17 protein-coding genes, 1 tRNA gene and 2 pseudogenes are annotated in these 15,781 nt (G+C 69.0%); 12 read left to right on the top strand and 8 right to left on the bottom strand.

Annotated elements, in window-relative coordinates:
• Window positions 1-39: 39 nt before the first annotated feature.
• From mshC to ES689_RS05185, 3 genes are read right to left on the bottom strand one after another with little or no spacing between them, the layout of a single operon-like run.
• Complete coding sequence (gene mshC, locus ES689_RS05195; protein WP_146901053.1) at window positions 40-1,299, bottom strand: cysteine--1-D-myo-inosityl 2-amino-2-deoxy-alpha-D-glucopyranoside ligase; 1,260 nt, start codon at window positions 1,297-1,299, stop codon at window positions 40-42.
• On the bottom strand, window positions 1,296-2,138 hold the full coding sequence (locus ES689_RS05190; RefSeq protein ID WP_146901050.1) for an undecaprenyl-diphosphate phosphatase: 843 nt from the start codon (window positions 2,136-2,138) through the stop codon (window positions 1,296-1,298). Before ES689_RS05190 ends, mshC begins: the two co-directional genes overlap by 4 nt.
• Window positions 2,139-2,163: 25 nt before the next feature.
• On the bottom strand, window positions 2,164-3,504 hold the full coding sequence (locus ES689_RS05185) for a M20/M25/M40 family metallo-hydrolase (protein ID WP_146901048.1): 1,341 nt from the start codon (window positions 3,502-3,504) through the stop codon (window positions 2,164-2,166).
• Window positions 3,505-3,602: 98 nt separating this feature from the next.
• Here ES689_RS05185 and ES689_RS05180 point away from each other — a divergent pair.
• The 10 genes from ES689_RS05180 (at window position 3,603) to ES689_RS05145 (ending at window position 10,321) form a co-directional block, all read left to right on the top strand.
• Window positions 3,603-3,687: transfer RNA gene (locus ES689_RS05180), tRNA-Leu, on the top strand.
• A 104-nt stretch (window positions 3,688-3,791) separates the two neighbouring features.
• Window positions 3,792-4,679 carry an alpha/beta hydrolase fold domain-containing protein gene (locus tag ES689_RS05175; RefSeq protein WP_146901045.1) on the top strand — a complete coding sequence of 296 codons (888 nt, stop codon included), beginning with the start codon at window positions 3,792-3,794 and terminating at the stop codon, window positions 4,677-4,679.
• Window positions 4,680-4,707: 28 nt separating this feature from the next.
• The gene (locus tag ES689_RS05170; RefSeq protein WP_146901042.1) at window positions 4,708-5,685 is read left to right on the top strand and encodes an aldo/keto reductase; all 978 of its coding nucleotides are present in this window, start codon (window positions 4,708-4,710) and stop codon (window positions 5,683-5,685) included.
• A 92-nt stretch (window positions 5,686-5,777) separates the two neighbouring features.
• Window positions 5,778-6,044 carry a hypothetical protein gene (locus ES689_RS05165; RefSeq protein WP_146901039.1) on the top strand — a complete coding sequence of 89 codons (267 nt, stop codon included), beginning with the start codon at window positions 5,778-5,780 and terminating at the stop codon, window positions 6,042-6,044.
• Window positions 6,045-6,224: 180 nt separating this feature from the next.
• Window positions 6,225-7,619, top strand: coding sequence for an NAD(P)/FAD-dependent oxidoreductase (locus ES689_RS05160; RefSeq protein ID WP_146901036.1), 1,395 nt, complete (start codon window positions 6,225-6,227; stop codon window positions 7,617-7,619).
• Window positions 7,620-7,683: 64 nt separating this feature from the next.
• Complete coding sequence (locus tag ES689_RS15995; RefSeq protein WP_255515943.1) at window positions 7,684-7,806, top strand: hypothetical protein; 123 nt, start codon at window positions 7,684-7,686, stop codon at window positions 7,804-7,806.
• Between the two features lie 234 nt (window positions 7,807-8,040).
• Entirely contained in the window at window positions 8,041-8,283 is a 243-nt protein-coding gene (locus ES689_RS05155) for a hypothetical protein (RefSeq protein ID WP_146901034.1), read from the top strand.
• The gene (locus ES689_RS16085) at window positions 8,280-8,555 is read left to right on the top strand and encodes a VOC family protein (RefSeq protein ID WP_370512329.1); all 276 of its coding nucleotides are present in this window, start codon (window positions 8,280-8,282) and stop codon (window positions 8,553-8,555) included. The genes ES689_RS05155 and ES689_RS16085 overlap by 4 nt, the downstream gene beginning before the upstream one ends.
• Window positions 8,556-8,702: 147 nt before the next feature.
• Window positions 8,703-9,728 (top strand): S66 peptidase family protein, encoded by a 1,026-nt coding sequence (locus ES689_RS05150; RefSeq protein ID WP_146901031.1) that lies wholly within the window; start codon window positions 8,703-8,705, stop codon window positions 9,726-9,728.
• Between the two features lie 173 nt (window positions 9,729-9,901).
• Window positions 9,902-10,321 (top strand): hypothetical protein, encoded by a 420-nt coding sequence (locus tag ES689_RS05145; protein WP_146901028.1) that lies wholly within the window; start codon window positions 9,902-9,904, stop codon window positions 10,319-10,321.
• Window positions 10,322-10,950: 629 nt separating this feature from the next.
• On the opposite strand, the gene ES689_RS05140 is transcribed toward ES689_RS05145, so the two are convergent.
• From ES689_RS05140 to ES689_RS05125, 4 genes and pseudogenes are all read right to left on the bottom strand, one after another.
• Window positions 10,951-11,223 (bottom strand): hypothetical protein, encoded by a 273-nt coding sequence (locus tag ES689_RS05140; RefSeq protein ID WP_146901025.1) that lies wholly within the window; start codon window positions 11,221-11,223, stop codon window positions 10,951-10,953.
• Window positions 11,224-11,345: 122 nt separating this feature from the next.
• Window positions 11,346-12,164, bottom strand: a pseudogene (locus tag ES689_RS05135) (NAD(P)-dependent oxidoreductase).
• 65 nt (window positions 12,165-12,229) lie between these two features.
• A complete protein-coding gene (locus tag ES689_RS05130) occupies window positions 12,230-12,754 on the bottom strand; it encodes an AAA family ATPase (protein ID WP_146901022.1) in 525 nt (174 codons plus the stop codon).
• Window positions 12,755-12,915: 161 nt separating this feature from the next.
• The gene (locus tag ES689_RS05125) at window positions 12,916-13,413 is read right to left on the bottom strand and encodes a helix-turn-helix transcriptional regulator (RefSeq protein ID WP_146901019.1); all 498 of its coding nucleotides are present in this window, start codon (window positions 13,411-13,413) and stop codon (window positions 12,916-12,918) included.
• A gap of 643 nt (window positions 13,414-14,056) precedes the next feature.
• On the opposite strand from ES689_RS05125, the gene ES689_RS05120 reads away from it, so the two are divergent.
• Complete coding sequence (locus ES689_RS05120) at window positions 14,057-14,404, top strand: hypothetical protein (protein WP_146901016.1); 348 nt, start codon at window positions 14,057-14,059, stop codon at window positions 14,402-14,404.
• A 174-nt stretch (window positions 14,405-14,578) separates the two neighbouring features.
• Here ES689_RS05120 and ES689_RS16080 read toward each other — a convergent pair.
• Window positions 14,579-14,725: pseudogene (locus ES689_RS16080) on the bottom strand (RNA polymerase sigma factor); the annotation flags it as partial.
• 408 nt (window positions 14,726-15,133) lie between these two features.
• Here ES689_RS16080 and ES689_RS05110 point away from each other — a divergent pair.
• The gene (locus tag ES689_RS05110; RefSeq protein WP_146901013.1) at window positions 15,134-15,691 is read left to right on the top strand and encodes a GNAT family N-acetyltransferase; all 558 of its coding nucleotides are present in this window, start codon (window positions 15,134-15,136) and stop codon (window positions 15,689-15,691) included.
• The last annotated feature ends 90 nt before the right edge of the window (window positions 15,692-15,781 follow it).

Raw genomic sequence — 15,781 nt, 5'->3', positions numbered from 1 at the left:
GTCAGGGACGGCGTCGACGAGGGCGCCGCCCGGCACGGGTCAGCGACGGAGGTCGATCCCGAGCAGCGCGTCGACCGCGTCGACGTCGACGGCGGTCGCCGTGCGCCCGGCGGCCACGTGGTCGTCCACCGCCCGGATCGCCCTGGGCGTGTCGAGGTCGTCCGCGAGGGCTGCCCGAAGGAGCGCGAGCAGCGGTGTCGTCCCGGCCCCCGCCTCCTGTGCTCCGACCCCGTCCGCCCACGTCGTCCAGCGGACGAGTCTGCGCTCGGCGTCGACGAGGTCGTCGTCGAGCCACTCCCAGTCGGACCGCCAGTGGTGCGCCGTGATCGCGAGCCGGACGGCACGGGCGTCGTGACCCGCGGAGACGAGCTCGCTGACCTTGACGAGGTTGCCGAGCGACTTGCTCATCTTCTCGCCCTGGTAGGCGACCATCCCGCTGTGCGCCCACTGGCGGGCCGACGGCTCGCCGGTGATCGCCGTCGCGTGCGCCGTGCTCATCTCGTGGTGGGGGAACACCAGGTCGCTGCCGCCGCCCGCGACCGTGGCGGCGGCGCCGAGGTGCTGCTCGGCGATGACCGTGCACTCGATGTGCCAGCCGGGCCGGCCCGCGCCCACCGACGACGGCCAGGACGGCTCGTCGGCACGGGCGGCACGCCAGAGCAGCGGGTCGAGCGGGTCGCGCTTGCCGTCGCGGTCGGGGTCTCCCCCGCGCTCGGCGAAGAAGCGGGCCATCGTGGCGGCGTCGTAGCGGCTCTCGAGGCCGAGGCGCCAGGAGGTGTCGCGCTCGGCGCCCCGGACGTCGAAGTAGACGTCGTCGCCGGCCTCGGAGCCCGGGGTCTCGACCCGGTAGGCGACGCCCGAGTCGATCAGGCCCGCGACGGCGTCTGCCACGTCGCCCACGACGTCGGTCACCGCGACGTAGTGCTCGGGCGGGACCACCGCGAGGTGCTCCATGTCCGAGCGGAACAGGTCGGTCTGCGAGGCCGCGAGGGTGCGCCAGTCGACGCCGGTCGCCGTGGCGCGCTCGAGCAGCGGGTCGTCGACGTCGGTCGTGTTCTGCGCGTAGGTCACCCGGAGGCCCGCGTCGCGCCAGACGCGCACGAGCGAGTCGAAGGCGAGGTAGGTGCTCGCGTGGCCGAGGTGCGTCGCGTCGTAGGGCGTGATGCCGCAGACGTACAGCGTCGCCGCGCCGTCGACGGGGAGGGTCGTCACGAAGGAGGCGGTGGCCGTGTCCCAGAGGGACGGCAGCGGCGCGTCGCCCGGCAGGACGGGGACGGTGGGGGCGTTCCAGGACCTCACGCCGCCACCACGCCCGTCCCGAGCAGGACCAGCAGGACGCCGCCGAGCAGGATGCGGTACACGACGAAGGGCAGGAAGCTGCGCTTCGAGATGTAGTTCATGAAGAAGGCGATGACGACGAACCCGACGACGAACGCCACGACCGTCGCGGCCAGCGTCTCGCCGAGCGAGTAGGGCCCCGGCTCGCTGAAGCTCTGGACCAGCTCGAAGAGACCGCTGCCGAAGACCGCGGGCACGGCGAGGAGGAACGAGAACCGGGCCGCCGCGGGTCGCGTGTAGCCGAGGCTGAGCGCGGCGGTCGTCGTCGCGCCCGAGCGGGAGACGCCGGGGAACAGGGCGAGGACCTGGGCGACGCCGACGGCGATGCCGTGGCCGTAGGTCATCTCGTCGAAGCGGGCCGTCTTCTTGCCCAGCCGGTCGGCGAGGCCGAGCAGCACGCCGAAGACGATCAGCACGATCGCGACGATCCAGAGCGAGCGGAAGACGGTGCGGATGTACTCCTGCGCGAAGTAGCCCACCAAGACGATCGGGACCGTGCCGATGATGACGAGCCAGCCCATCCGGACGTCGGGGTCGGTGCGGGGGATCTTCCCGGTGACGCCCTGGAACCAGCGCGTGACGATCCGCTTGATGTCGCCCCAGAAGTAGATGACGACGGCCAGCTCGGTGCCGAGCTGCGTGATGGCGGTGAACGTCGCCCCCGGGTCGAAGGCCGCGGCGGCGTCGGGATCGGAGAAGAAGAGACCGACGAGGCGCAGGTGCGCGCTCGACGAGATGGGGAGGAACTCCGTCAGGCCCTGGACGAGGCCGAGCAGGAGTGCCTGGAGGAGATGCTCCACGCGGGGTGCCCTTCTGGTGGGGGTGTCAGTAGGTCGCCAGGAGGTCCCGGAGGACGCGACTGCCAAAGGCTAGTGCGTCGAGCGGGACCCGCTCGTCGACCCCGTGGAACATGGCCGGGAAGTCCATGTCCTCCCCCAGGCGCAGCGGGGCGAAGCCGTAGCCGGCGATCCCCAGCAGGCTCAGCGCCTTGTTGTCGGTGCCGCCCGACAGCAGGTACGGCAGCACGGGCGCGCCGGGGTCGTGCTGCTGAAGGGTCGCCGTGATCGCCTCGACGAGGTCGCCCGAGAACGGCGTCTCCAGCCCGATGTCCGTGTGCACCGTCTCGATCTCGACGTCGTCGCCGACGAGCTCGCGCACCTGGGCGAGGACCGCCTCCTCCTGGCCGGGCATGCAGCGGATGTCGACCCGCGCCTCCGCCGTGTCGGGGACGACGTTGTGCTTGTAGCCCGCCGTCAGCATCGTCGGGTTCGTCGTGGTGCGGAGCGAGCCGCGGATGAAGCCCTGGGCCGTGCCCGTGTGCAGCACGAGCTCGTCGGGCGCCGTCTGCGTCACGTCGACGTCGAGGATGCGGGCCACCTCGCGGAGCAGGGCAGTCGTCGTCTCCGTCAGCGCGATCGGCCACTCCTGGCGGCCCAGCGCGGCGACCGCCTCCGCGAGCCGGGTCACCGCGTTCGCGCGGATCATCTGCGAGCCGTGGCCCGCGGTGCCGCGCGTGCGGAGCGTGATCCAGATGAGGGCCTTCTCGCCCGTCTGCAGCAGGTACGAGCGACGCCCGTCGATGTAGGTCGAGTAGCCGCCCACCTCGCTGATGGCCTCGGTCGCCCCGGCGAAGAGCTCGGGGTGCTCCTTCACGAGGAAGTGCGAGCCGAGCACTCCCCCGGCCTCCTCGTCGGCGAAGAAGCCGACGACCAGGTCGCGGGCGGGGCGCTCGCCGGAGCGGACGATGTCGCCGAGCGACGTCAGCATCATCGCGTCCATGTTCTTCATGTCCACGGCGCCGCGGCCCCAGAGCATGTCGTCCTTCACCACGCCCGCGAACGGGTCGACCGACCAGTTCGCCGGGTCGGCGGGGACGACGTCGAGGTGGCCGTGGACCACGAGGCCCGGCTTGGCGCGGTCGGCGCCCTCGACCCGGGCGACCACGCTGACGCGGCCCGGCTCGGACTCGAACAGCTGCGGCTCGAGGTCGAGCGCCCGGAGGGCCTCGGCGACGTACTCGGCCGCATCGGCCTCGCCCTCGGACCGGCCGCCGCCGTAGTTGGAGGTGTCGAAGCGGATCAGGTCGCGGGCGATGACGGCCGTCTCGTCGAGGTCGACCCTCTCGTCGCGATCGTCGGGGGCCGGCTGCGATGCGCTCGTCGTCATGCCGTCCACGGTACCCGGCGACCGCCTCCTGCCCGTGGTCAGAAGTGCGTCCGACGCCGTGCTAGTGTTTCGTGGTCGGCTTCGGCAGGCACCATCCAGTCCGGGTGGCGGAAATGGCAGACGCGCTAGCTTGAGGTGCTAGTGCCCGTATAGGGCGTGGGGGTTCAAGTCCCCCCTCGGACACCGATCGCAAGATCGAGACATTGGTTGAGACAGTGTCAGAACAAAGGCCCCGCTTCGGCGGGGCCTTTCTTCTTGCCGCCGCCGACGCGCCGTAGGGTCGGCTCATGTCGCTCCTCATGGCCGCCACGCGCTCGCTGCTGTACCTGTTCCCCCGCACGACGCGCAGCGAGCAGAGCGTGCGGCGCGAGATGGTGAAGCGCGGCCAGGCTGCGGCGCCCTACCCCCGCGGGCTGCACCGCGTCGCCGTCGTGACGGAGACGACCGTCGAGGGGCAGCGCGTCGTCCGCATCACCCCGCGCAGGGGCGCGACCGGGGCGCATCTGATCTGGACGTGCGGCGGGGCCTACGTGTACCCGGCCCTCCGCACCCACTGGGCCCTCCTCGCCCGGCTGGTCCGCGCCTCCGGAGTGACGGTCACCGTCCCGCTGTACGGGCTCGCGCCCGAGCACGACATCGACGACGCGGTGCGGCTGCTCGACGCCGTGCACGACGGCCTGCGTGCTGAAGGGGCCGACGTCGTGCACCTCGGCGGCGACTCGGCCGGCGGCGCGCTCGCTCTCGCCCAGGCGATGCGGCACCGCGACACGGGCCGGCCCGCCGCCTCCTCGGTGCTGCTGGTCTCGCCCTGGCTCGATGCGACCCTGAGCGATCCCGAGGTGCCGTGGCTCGCCGACCTCGACCCCATGCTCGGTCGCGACGGCCTCGTCGCCGCCGGCGCGTGGTGGGCCGGTGACCGCGACCGGCGCGACCCGCTGGTCAGTCCCCTGTTCGGCGACCTCGCGGGGCTCCCGCCCGTCTTCACCTACCAGGGCGACCGCGACCTGTTCGTCGCCGACGCGAAGGAGCTGGCCCGTCGCCTCGCCCGGGTCGGGGCACCCGGCGAGCTGCGCGTCTACCGCGGGGCGTTCCACGTCTTCGTCGGTGCGCCCTGGACGAGGGAGGCGCGGCGCGCGACCGCGCACATGGCCGGCGTGCTGCGCGGCCGGGCATAGTCTCGGCGTCGACGAGAGGACGAACACCATGGAGCACACCAGACTCGGCACGAGCGGCCTGCGGGTCTCGACCGTCATCCTCGGCTGCATGAGCTTCGGCGTGCCAGGCAGGGGCGCACACGAGTGGACCCTCGACGAGGAGGCCTCGCGCCCCTTCATCCGGCGGGCCCTCGAGCAGGGCATCACGACGTTCGACACTGCCGACGTCTACAGCGACGGAACGAGCGAGGAGATCGTCGGCCGCGCGCTCGCCGACTTCGCACGACGCGACGAGGTCGTCATCGCGACCAAGGTCAACGGCCGGATGAACGACGGGCCGAACGGAGCCGGTCTCTCGCGGGCGCACATCATGAGCGCGATCGACGACAGCCTGCGCCGGCTCGGCACCGACCACGTCGACCTCTACCAGATCCACCGCTGGGACCCGGAGACGCCGATCGAGGAGACGATGGAGGCGCTGCACGACGTCGTCCGCTCGGGCAAGGCGCGGTACATCGGTGCGTCGAGCATGTGGGCGTGGCAGTTCGCGAAGGCGCAGCACACGGCGGACCTCGGCGGCTGGACCCGCTTCGTCTCGATGCAGGACCAGTACAGCCTGGTGCAGCGGGAGGAGGAGCGGGAGATGCACCCGTTCTGCCTCGACCAGGGCGTCGGCGTGGTCCCCTGGTCGCCGCTGGCCCGCGGCAAGCTCACCCGCGACTGGGACGCCACCACGGCGCGGACCGAGACGGACCGTTTCGGCCAGACCCTCTACAAGCAGCAGGAGGACGGCGACCGTCGTGTGGCCGCGGCCGTGGCGGAGGTGGCGGAGGAGCGGGGCGTGTCGCGCGCCCAGGTCGCCCTCGCGTGGGTCCGGCAGCAGGAGGCCGTCTCGGCGCCGATCGTCGGCGCGACGAAGATGCAGCACCTCGACGACGCCGTCGCGTCGGCCGACCTCTGGCTGACGGACGACGAGCTCGACCGGCTCGAGACGCCCTACGTCACCCGGGAGAACGAGGGGTTCTGACGGGTTCTGACCCACGGGACACCCCGTCCGTCTACTGTGAGCCGCACGGGCGGCGAGGACGCCGACCGCCACGACGAACACGGAGGCACCCCATGGGCACCGAGCACCACGGCACCGACGAGCAGCACGACCACGACGAGCACACCAGCACCGAGCACAGCAGCACCGAGAAGCACGAGCACCACGAGGGCCACGTCGACGGCGACACGCACGTCTCGCACGACAGCACGACGTCGAGCGAGTCGGACGGTTCGTACGTCGACAGCGACATCCCGGAGGACGGCGGCACGACGGCCGGCCCCCACGACGGCGAGGCCGACGGCTCGTACACCGACTCGGACGTCCCCTCCGACCGCTGACGCAGCCTGGTCGCGCTCCCCCGCACGACGCCCCGCGCCTCCTCCAGGCCGGGGCGTCGTCGTGTGCGCGGGCCCCGTCGTGCCCGGCCGCGGTCGCGGCCGGGCATCGCCGAGCCCGGCCCGGCGGCTCGCCCCGCGTGCTGCCCGCAGAGTACGGTCGTCGCAGGGAGGAACACATCCATGACACAGCGAATCATCATCCTCGGCGGCGGTTCCGCCGGGCTCACCGCCGCACTCGAGCTCCAGAAGCGTCGTCCGCCGCAGAGCGCCAGCATCACGCTGGTCGACCAGTCGCCGTACTACACGTACCAGCCGTTCCTGCCGGAGGTCGCGGGCGGGCACATCGCTCCGCGCGACGTGACCGTGCAGCTCCGGAAGGCGCTCCGCAAGACGTCCGTGGTCGAGGCCGGGGTCACGGGCCTCGACTCGGCCGCGAAGAAGGTCACCGTCACCACGGCCGACGGTCGTGACCAGGTGCTGGCCTACGACCAGCTCGTCGTCGCCCTCGGCGCCGTCACGCGCACGTTCCCGACGCCCGGCCTCGCCGAGAACGGCGTCGGCTTCAAGAGCGTGGAGGAGGCGCAGTACGTCCGCGACCGCATCCTCGGCAACATCTCCGAGGCCGCGTCGGTCACCGACGCCGCGACGCGTCGCAAGCTCCTCACCGTGGTCTTCGTCGGCGGTGGCTACACCGGCGTCGAGGCCATGGCCGAGCTGGACGACGCCGCGAAGGCGGCCGTCGACCAGTTCCCGACCCTGTCGCGCGACGAGCTCCGCTTCGTCCTGGTCGAGGCGCTCGACCGCGTCGCGCCCGAGGTCGGCCCCGAGCTCTCGAAGTGGACCCTGGGCCACCTCCGCGGCCGCGGCATCGACGTCCGCCTCGGCACGACGATGCCCTCGTGCGTCGACGGCGACGTCGTTCTCAGCGACGGCGAGACGATCCCCGCCGGCACCATCGTCTGGACGGCGGGCGTCAAGCCCAACCCGGTGGTCGCCGACCTCGGCCTGCCGCTCGGCCCGAAGGGCCACGTCAACGTGAGCGCCACCCTGCAGGTCGAGACCGAGCAGGGCGAGAAGCTCGACGGCGTCTGGGCGCTCGGCGACGTCGCGCAGGTGCCGAACCTGCTCGCCGAGAAGCAGCCCGCCTACTACCCGCCGAACGCGCAGAACGCCGTGCGCCAGGCGGTCACGGTGGCGGACAACGTGATCGCGGCTCTCTCGGGCGCCCCGGCCTCCGAGTACCGCCACGAGTCGCTCGGCACCGTCGCGAGCTACGGCATCGGCAAGGGGGCGGGTGTGCTCAAGGGCGTGTCCGTCACGAACGTGCCGGCCTGGCTCGCCCACCGCGGGTACCACCTGTACGCGATGCCCACGCTCAACCGCAAGTGGCGCATCCTCACCGGCTGGATCACGAACTTCTTCGGCGGGCGCGACCAGACGCCGCTCGTCGGCCTCAAGGACCCGCGTGCCGGGTTCCTCAAGGTGACCCCGGTCGTCCAGCCGAAGTCGGACCCCGCGACCGAGTCGAAGAGCGCGGCGAAGCCCGCGACGAAGGCCGGCGCCGCGAAGAAATAGCGCGACCGTCAGAGCGCAGGAGGCGCGTCCCGGGTGACCGGGGCGCGCCTCGTACGGTGGGGTCATGGACCCGTTGTCTGGCGCCGCCCTCTTCGTCGTGATCACGAGCGCGATCCTCTACGCGCTCTACTGGGTGATTCGACGTGCCGTGGCAGCAGGCATCAAGGACGCAGAGGATCGTCCGTGACCGGATCCCCTCTTGGTACGGCAGTTCTCGGTAGCCTGCGCGCCGTAGCAACGGCAGCACGGGCGTGTTGCAGCAGCTCCGCGTGAAGAGTGGACGCCCGTCGCGGACGAGAACGGCTTCGCTCGCCCCGTCGCTCTGCAGCCGCACTACAACCTCGTCGCGCACCATGAGTTCGAGTCGGAGCTCGCGCCGGTCGTGACCGAGTTCAGGCTCCTACCGGCAACCCGACGACCGTTGCGGATCTTCACGACGCTGCTCGTGGCGGGTTCCTCGGCTCTCGCTCTCGCAGCCCTCATCACCTGGACACAGGATCGCAAGGCAGGCCAGGCAGCGACCTACAGGACACTGCCCAGCAACGACTGGTTCACGTTCTGGTCGAGGGTAGCCAGCGTCTTGACCGTCATGTCGGCAGCCTTCGTCGTGGCCGCCCTCCTCGGCGGCCTGGTCGTGCTCGTGCGCCGGCGAGAGCGACGGTGACACTCGGCCCCCACCGGGTCGAGCTGCTGCAGTACGACCCGCCCCGACCGCTCGAGTCTGCCGGCTCGCCCGCGCAGGTCGGCACGGTGCACATCGCGCTCACGGTCTCAGACCTCGATCGTGTACTCGAGCTCTGCGGTAGACACGGCTGGAGACCAGTCGGGACACCTCACCGGATGACTGGTGGCGCCCGAGCCGGCACACGCATCATCTACCTCGAAGGTGCCCTCGGTGGATTCCTCGAACTGATCGCGCCCCCACAGCTCCCGTAGCCCGCGTCGGCCATCGACTCTCGTCGCATCTCGAGCGACCGGAGGGGAGCGGATGTCCCTGATGCGACGTCGAGGACGGCGAACTGGGAGTGCGGGTCGGCCCTGACAAGGAGGCGGGAGCAGACGCTGCATTGCTAGCGTCGACGGATGGCTGGCATCACGTACCCGACACCGCTCCGTGCAGGAGGACGCATCGAAGTGCCCGCTCCGTCGATGGGTGTCCCCGAAGAACTCCACGAGCGTCTCCGCGCAGCCGTGGCTTCGCTGACCGACCGGGGTCTCGATGTGCACGTCAGGGATCACGCCACCATCGACGGCCTCGTTCCCGCATCCGCTGCCGACCGCGTCCAGGACCTCCACGACTCGTTCCGCTCCGGCGACGCGGTACTGCCTCCTTGGGGAGGCGAGTTGGCCATCGAGCTGCTGGACGGCATCGACTGGTCAGCCCTTGCGGATGCCCAGACCTGGTTCGTCGGCTGGTCGGACATCTCCACCCTGCTGTTGCCGCTGACCACCCTCACCGGGCTGGCCACGATGCACGGCGCGAATCTCATGGACGAGCCGTGGGAGCTGCCGACGGAGTTCCGCCGTTGGACAGACGTCGCGAGCATGCCGGCCGGGAGCTCGTTCGAGCAACGCAGCGCACCGCGTCGCCGCTCCCGTCCGTGGGTCGCCTGGAGCGAAGAGCCCCTCGCCCGGGATCGCGCCTACGAGACCCCGACCAGGTGGCGCACGCTCGACGGCGAAGATGCCGTCACCATGAGTGGTCGCCTCATCGGTGGATGCCTCGAGACCGTGTCGCTGTTGGCAGGCACACGATACGGAGACGTGCCCCGATTCGCCCGCGAGCACGCCCCCGAGGGCACCCTCGTGTACCTCGAGGCCTCCAGCTCCGACTCGATCGGTGTCTTCCGCATGCTCCGGTCGCTCCGGCTGGCTGGATGGTTCGAGGACGCCGAGGGCGTCCTCATCGGACGCTCCAACGGCCCAGACACCGCGGGCCTCAGGCAAGAAGACGCCGTGCGGCGAGCACTAGGGGACCTCGATGTCCCGGTGATCCTCGACTTCGACACAGGCCATCAGCCCCCGCAGATGCCGCTGGTCAACGGCGCCCTCGCCGACGTCGCCCTGATCGCAGGCCGGGGCAGCATCGAACAACACCTGACGGCCTAGCTCGTCCGGCCAGCGATTCCTCGTCGGGACACGGACGCCTATCGCGACCGGACGACGCTCCGCCACGCAGCTGCTGCGGCCGAGACGATCACCCGCACTCGGTCCGGGCCGCCCCCGATCGATCGCCTGCCGGGCATCCCCACCCTGAGTGAGTGCACCAGTACCGTGGGCTCGTGAGTCACTTCTTCGTCGCAGGTAGTTGGCGCAACCGCGCAGCCATCGTCGACGTCGTTGAGGCACTCGACGAGGTGGGGGCATCGTCATACAGCTTTGTCCGAGCCGAGTACGCCGAAGACGCCGCCGAGTTCGCCCTTGCGGGAGGCGCGGACGACGCGGACCTTCATGCGCCGGGCATTCAGAAGCTCTTCGACCAAGATCTGGCCGAACTTCGCGGCGCCGACCACTTCGTGCTGGTCCTCCCCGCAGGCGCAGCGGCGCACATCGAGGCCGGGATCGCCTACGGCCTCGGGAAAATCTGCTGGGCAGTGGGGCCAGTTGGTCGATCTGAGACCCTCTACCGGATCTTCGCTGCCATGACGAACGATGCAGCCAGTCTCGTCCAGCACCTCAGGGATTCTCGAGTCGTCGAGTGACCGATCTCTAACCGGGCACTGAGCCGGCCTGCAACTGATGGCCGTCACGGGGCGTAGCCGCCGACATCGGGGGTGACGAGGACCCCACCGTTGATTTGCATCGACACCGCAAGACCGATCGCAGATGTGGCAACAACGGCAGCGGCGGCCACGACCCAGCGCGTACCTCGCTCGCTTCGTGCGCGCCGTGCTGCCCATCGCAGGACGGCGAGGCCGAGCAGGTGCTCAGAAACCCGCGCCCTCATAGCTTGCATGACCCTCACCGCGAACCCCGATGGTCAAATTCGGGGCAGCTCGGCCGAGTGCCCCGACTACGTCGACATCCTCTATGGCGCCTACCGCCAAGTGGCCATGAAACCCTAGACGTGGGAAGTGAAGGCGATCATGTCCGACATCCGATCCCCCAATCGAGACGAACCACTGACCAGAGACTTGATCAACGCCTGGGCCTCCTACGGTGAGACATGGACCGTTTGACGAGCGCAGCCCTCCTGTCGTGCTCCTGAGAGCTTTCCTATACGTGCTCGATCGGGTGATCCGGCGCGCGGTCACGGCCGACGTCAGGGACGCGGCACATGAATCCGCACCCGAGAGACGTCCGTGATGCGATCGTCTATCGAGACGCCCCGTCACGGCGCGTGGCGCACACCCTGTCGGTAGCCGAGCCATGCTGCGAGTACCAGCAAGCTGATGACGGTGATGACCGCGCCCGCGAGGCTCGCGGTCGAGAACACGCGCACACCCTCGGCGGCGAACGTCGTTTCCGACAGGGGGGCATAGGCGAACCACCCGAAAGACACCGGCTGCGCCGCCGCGATGGCAAGGACGACGACGCCCAGAACCAACGCGGCCAAGCCGGCAACCAGAACGAGGCGGGAAGTCAGGCCGGCACGACGCGTCATGCCTGGACCATAGCGCGCCGGTTCGCGCACGGGGATGCCCCGAGAGTCGCTTGCTGTCCAACAAACTGATATACGTGGTCAGTGGCTGATGGTCTATCGGGACACGCGAGGAGGCTGCGCACCTAACCCGATGTGGTGAGGAACGAAGAGGCACCCCGAAGTCTCGTGGTGATGGCGCGTTGCGTCGCCTGAGAGTCGAGGCGGACATCCAGGGCCCCTGGCACGGGGAGGAACGCACGTTGCGCGGCTCGGATGCGAGTGGAATCGAGACCGTCTCGAAGTGCGATCAAACGGCCGAGGTCGTATCGACTCATGGCCTCTGGACCGGCGAGGTGATGCATGCCATCCCGTCTCGTATGGGCCAGTTCGAGGAGCGCGCCCGCGAGGTCGGTGACGTGGACGGGGCAGCGAACATCATCGGTGAAGAGGCGCCCGTCCCCTCGCGCAGCCGCGTGTGCAAGCCGCTCATGCACGGACGACCCGTTGCTGCTGATGATCAGGGACGTACGCGCGATCGTGGAGGCAGGGGCAACGGCACGCACGGCCGTCTCTGCCACTGCCTTGGCGGCGCCGTAGGAAGTCCGCGGGTCAGGCCGGGCCCGTTCGGCATACGGTGAATCGGCCCCGGAGAAAACTGCGTCGCTCGAGACGAACACGAGGTGCGCGCCCGCCGAGCTCGTCGCGATCGCGGCGTTGGCCGCACCATCCGCCGTCGAGGACCAATCGGACTATCGATACGCGACGTTGATCACGACGTCGACGCCAGTGGCTCGGACCAGCTCGATGGTCGCCTGCCGGTCGCGGAGGTCGAGCTGCCGCCAATGGTCTCCACTCGTAGGAGTAGTGGAACGCGTGGATGTGCCGATCGCGTCGATATGCATGGCCCGCGCCTGTGACAGCAGCTCACCGCCCAGAAGTCCGCTGCCTCCGAGAATGAGCATTCGCATGTCACCACGCTAGGCGGAGTGATTCATTCCGGTGGGCGATCGTTTCACGGACACCTCGGTCACAACGTCGGGACCGCCGCCACGATGTGTTCCGCCGCCTCCCGCGGGGTGCATTTCGACGTCTCGATGACGTGGGCATCATCGTGCAGCCATGTCCCCGCGGCCTCCTCGTACGGGGCGAGGTGAGAGAATCTGAACATCGACGGCCCGAGCACGGGATCGTTCTGGATGCGATCCCGAAGCGTGGCCTGGTCGGCGTGTAGGACGAAGTGATGCAAGGGAATCTGGTGCTCAGCGAGGCCAGCTCGAATCTCGGTCCAGTGGCTCTTGACGAGGACGGTCATCGGCATGACGAGGACGCCGCCGGTGAAGGCGAGAACACGACGTGCAGTCTCGACGACAAGAGGGCGCCAGGGGTCCCAGTGCTGGAAGTCGTCCGTGGCCGGCAATCCCGGATTCACATCCATCAGGACCTCTCCGACCTTCTCGGCGTCGAGTATGCGGGAGTTCGGCAGCAGCGCCTGCACGTGCTGACTAGTAGTCGTCTTTCCGACTCCGTGGGTGCCGTTCAGCCAGATGATCATGGCGCGAACTTATCGGGTACTCAGGGGATGAGATCCGCCGTCTCAATAGAGCGGCGATCTGTCACTTCGCTTGGCTCGTCGCGTTCTTCTCGAGAAGAACGTCTCGCCGCCGATAGACCATGTCCCGACCAGGTGGCCGATCCCCTGTCGGGACGCTGTGCCTACCTGCTCGTCGCCTCATCCGGGGCGGCACGGGAGAGGGGATAGGCGCGGTCCAGGCGCGGGCTGAGGACCACGAGGAACAGGAACATCGACAACAGCCACCCGGCGACCCAGTAGGCGGGAATCGAGAAGATCGCGACGTTCGGCACGACGTCGGTGGCGACTGCGACGACCACGGCGATCGTGAAGAGCACGCCCACCCCGTAGTACAAGGCTCGGAAGCCTTCCTCGACACGGCCCCGCCGTTCCTTCTGGCGACTCGCTCGCGCGTCGAGGGCGGTGACCGAGCGGCCGTAGTCGTCCTCGGCGACGGTGACGAAGAGCTCGCGGACCGGGACACCGAATGCCTGCGCCACTCGCGACAGCGTGTCGAGGCTTCCGTCGTTGCCCGCCTCGAGTCTCTGGACGGTGCGGACGGTCACGCCGCTCTCGTCTGCGAGGCGTTCCTGGGTCCAACCCATCTGGGTCCGGAGATCGACGATCCGTGTCTCGTTCATGCTCCCCACACTAGGAACGAGCAGTCTCGTGGTCCACGACACCGACCCGACAGGCATCCGACACCTTCGCGACAGAGCCCCTCTGGGCACCCCTGTCCCCCGTCATCACCTCCACCACGGCCGCAGTCGGTGGTCTCATCTCCGTCTTGATCCTGGTCGGCACGTTCACAGACGCGTTCTCTGGGTCACCTCGCGTGTGAGCAGCCCAGCCATCGATGCCCTATTTGGATTGCTTGCGCACGAGACGTTGTCCGAGACCCGGTCAACATCGTCGGGAACGGGTGCGCCGTCGGGAAGGACGACGAAGGTCAGCCCCCTGACCTCACCGATGCTTCTCTTGCCCCACACATCCGCTGACCCGGTCAGCGTCACTCGCACACGCCAAAAGACACGCGCCGGCACTTGACTCCGCGGACGCAAGGAAGACGTCCGTCCCGTCGTGCGTACCCACCAGGCGCGTCATTTCCCTGTCGAAGCCCCACAGAGCGTCGTCTGTCAGTGAATCCGAGACACCCTTGGCGTCGAACAATGTGGACGCGCTCAGATCCGAGTACTCCGCTCGTGCGGGGCGCTAGACCATCCCCTGACAGGAACCAGCTTCGGCTCCGCTACCGTGCAGACACGAGCCACGGAAGGAGCACCCTTGAACGTCACAGTCGAAGTGGGCGATTGGGAGCACGAATGCTGCGGTCCAGCGATCGAACGCAACGATGTGGTCGACCTGGGCTGTCTTCGTTGGCGGGACGCCGACGGACGAGTGCGGTTGATCGAGACCCACCACGACTCCCCCGTCGAAACTCGTGTCCGCGGTCGTGTCGTGGACATCCTCGTGCTCGCTGAGGATGGTTCCTCGACACCAGTTCTCCGCGTTCCCAGTGGCGTGGCCCTGCGCGGATTCGACGACGAGGACGACGGACACCTTGAGACACCGTGGTCGGGCGAACTCGTTGACGAGCGCAACAGGTGCTTCCTCGTGACAGTGAAGTCGTAGGCGCCAGAAGTCACTCTCCCGCCGCGCCGCGCCGCACCGCGCCCCATCGCGCCGGAGGCGAGAATCGCTCCACTGAAGGAGCCTCCATCGCGCGGCAACAGGGCGCTTCGCCGCTTGATCTGTGGGTCGGAATGAGATGTCATCGCCTTGATCGTCGATGGCTTCACGAAGGGAAGTGCGCGCGCGCGAGTAACGACTCCGAATCGTGCCAGGTCTCTTGTCCAAGATGGTCGCGACTTCGGCAAGGGAAAAGCCTTCCCAGTGCACGAGCCGGATGATCTCCTGATCGAGGTAGCTCAGCTCGAGCAGCAGCGCGCGCAGTTCCTCACCATCGCTCGACGGCTGAGCAACAGGGCCACGGACTGCGATCTCCTGCCGGAGCCGGTCGGCTCCTGCTCAGGATCTCGTCAAGGTTCGCGTTCGTCACGTAAGGGCCACCGTTCTGGGAATGAGGCGTTTGCAGAAGACATGGCCGGTCACCTCCAGAGCGTTGCAGCTCGGTGACCCCCAAGTGTGTGAGTAAGGACTCAGTTGAGGGGGCCACCGGCGGAGGCTAGCCACTCGCCCCGCAGCTACCAGGCTCCGGCTGTCTCGACAGGTCAGTCCGAAACTGATCTCGGTGAACGATCCCTTGTCGGGTGCCTCCACCAGGCTTCGAGCACCAGACTTCACCGCTCAACTCGGACGACCGCTGTCGACGCAGACACAAAGCACGGGAGGATGGCGGACATGACACACTCGATCCAGGCGACGCTGACGGAGCGCTTGACGCTTTCCCGCCCGACCGAGCGAGATCTCCCGGAACTCCATGCCCTCCACGCCGACCCCGAGGTCTGGAAGCACCTCCCGTCCGCACGTCACACCGAGCTGGCGGACACCCGCGAACTGGTCGATCGGTACCTGGCGGGGTGGGAGGTCAACGGCGTCGATGTCTGGGTCGCGCGGGACACGGCAACGGGTGCGTTGGTCGGAATGGGAGGCCCCAGCCTTCGCGGGGGCCGTGCATGGAACATCTACTATCGGCTGGCCCCATCAGCGTGGGGACGGGGCTACGCGCAGGAGATCGTCGCGGCAGCCCGCGAGGCAGCGTCCGCGACAGGGCGCGACCTGCCGCTGGTCGCGTCCCTCCTCGAGCACAACGAGGGATCGCGTCGTGCGGCCCGGCGAGCCGGCCTCGAGCTCGTGTGGCGCGGCCCGGACGCGGGCAATCCCGATCCGGATGCGGTACGACTCCTCTTCGCCGACCGCCCGCTCAGCGAGGACACACTCCGTCTCTTCGCCTCCTAGACCAGAGCCAACAGACTGCCACCACGGACCAGCCGTCAGGCAGGAACACCGTCGTCGCGCCGCTCCCAGTACCGGATCCCTCATCGGGCA

This window comes from Frigoribacterium sp. ACAM 257, from assembly GCF_007954365.1.
Classification (GTDB): Bacteria; Actinomycetota; Actinomycetes; order Actinomycetales; family Microbacteriaceae; genus Frigoribacterium.
Note: the sequence above shows the minus strand (reverse complement) of the source record. Positions and strands in the feature narration are given on the sequence as shown.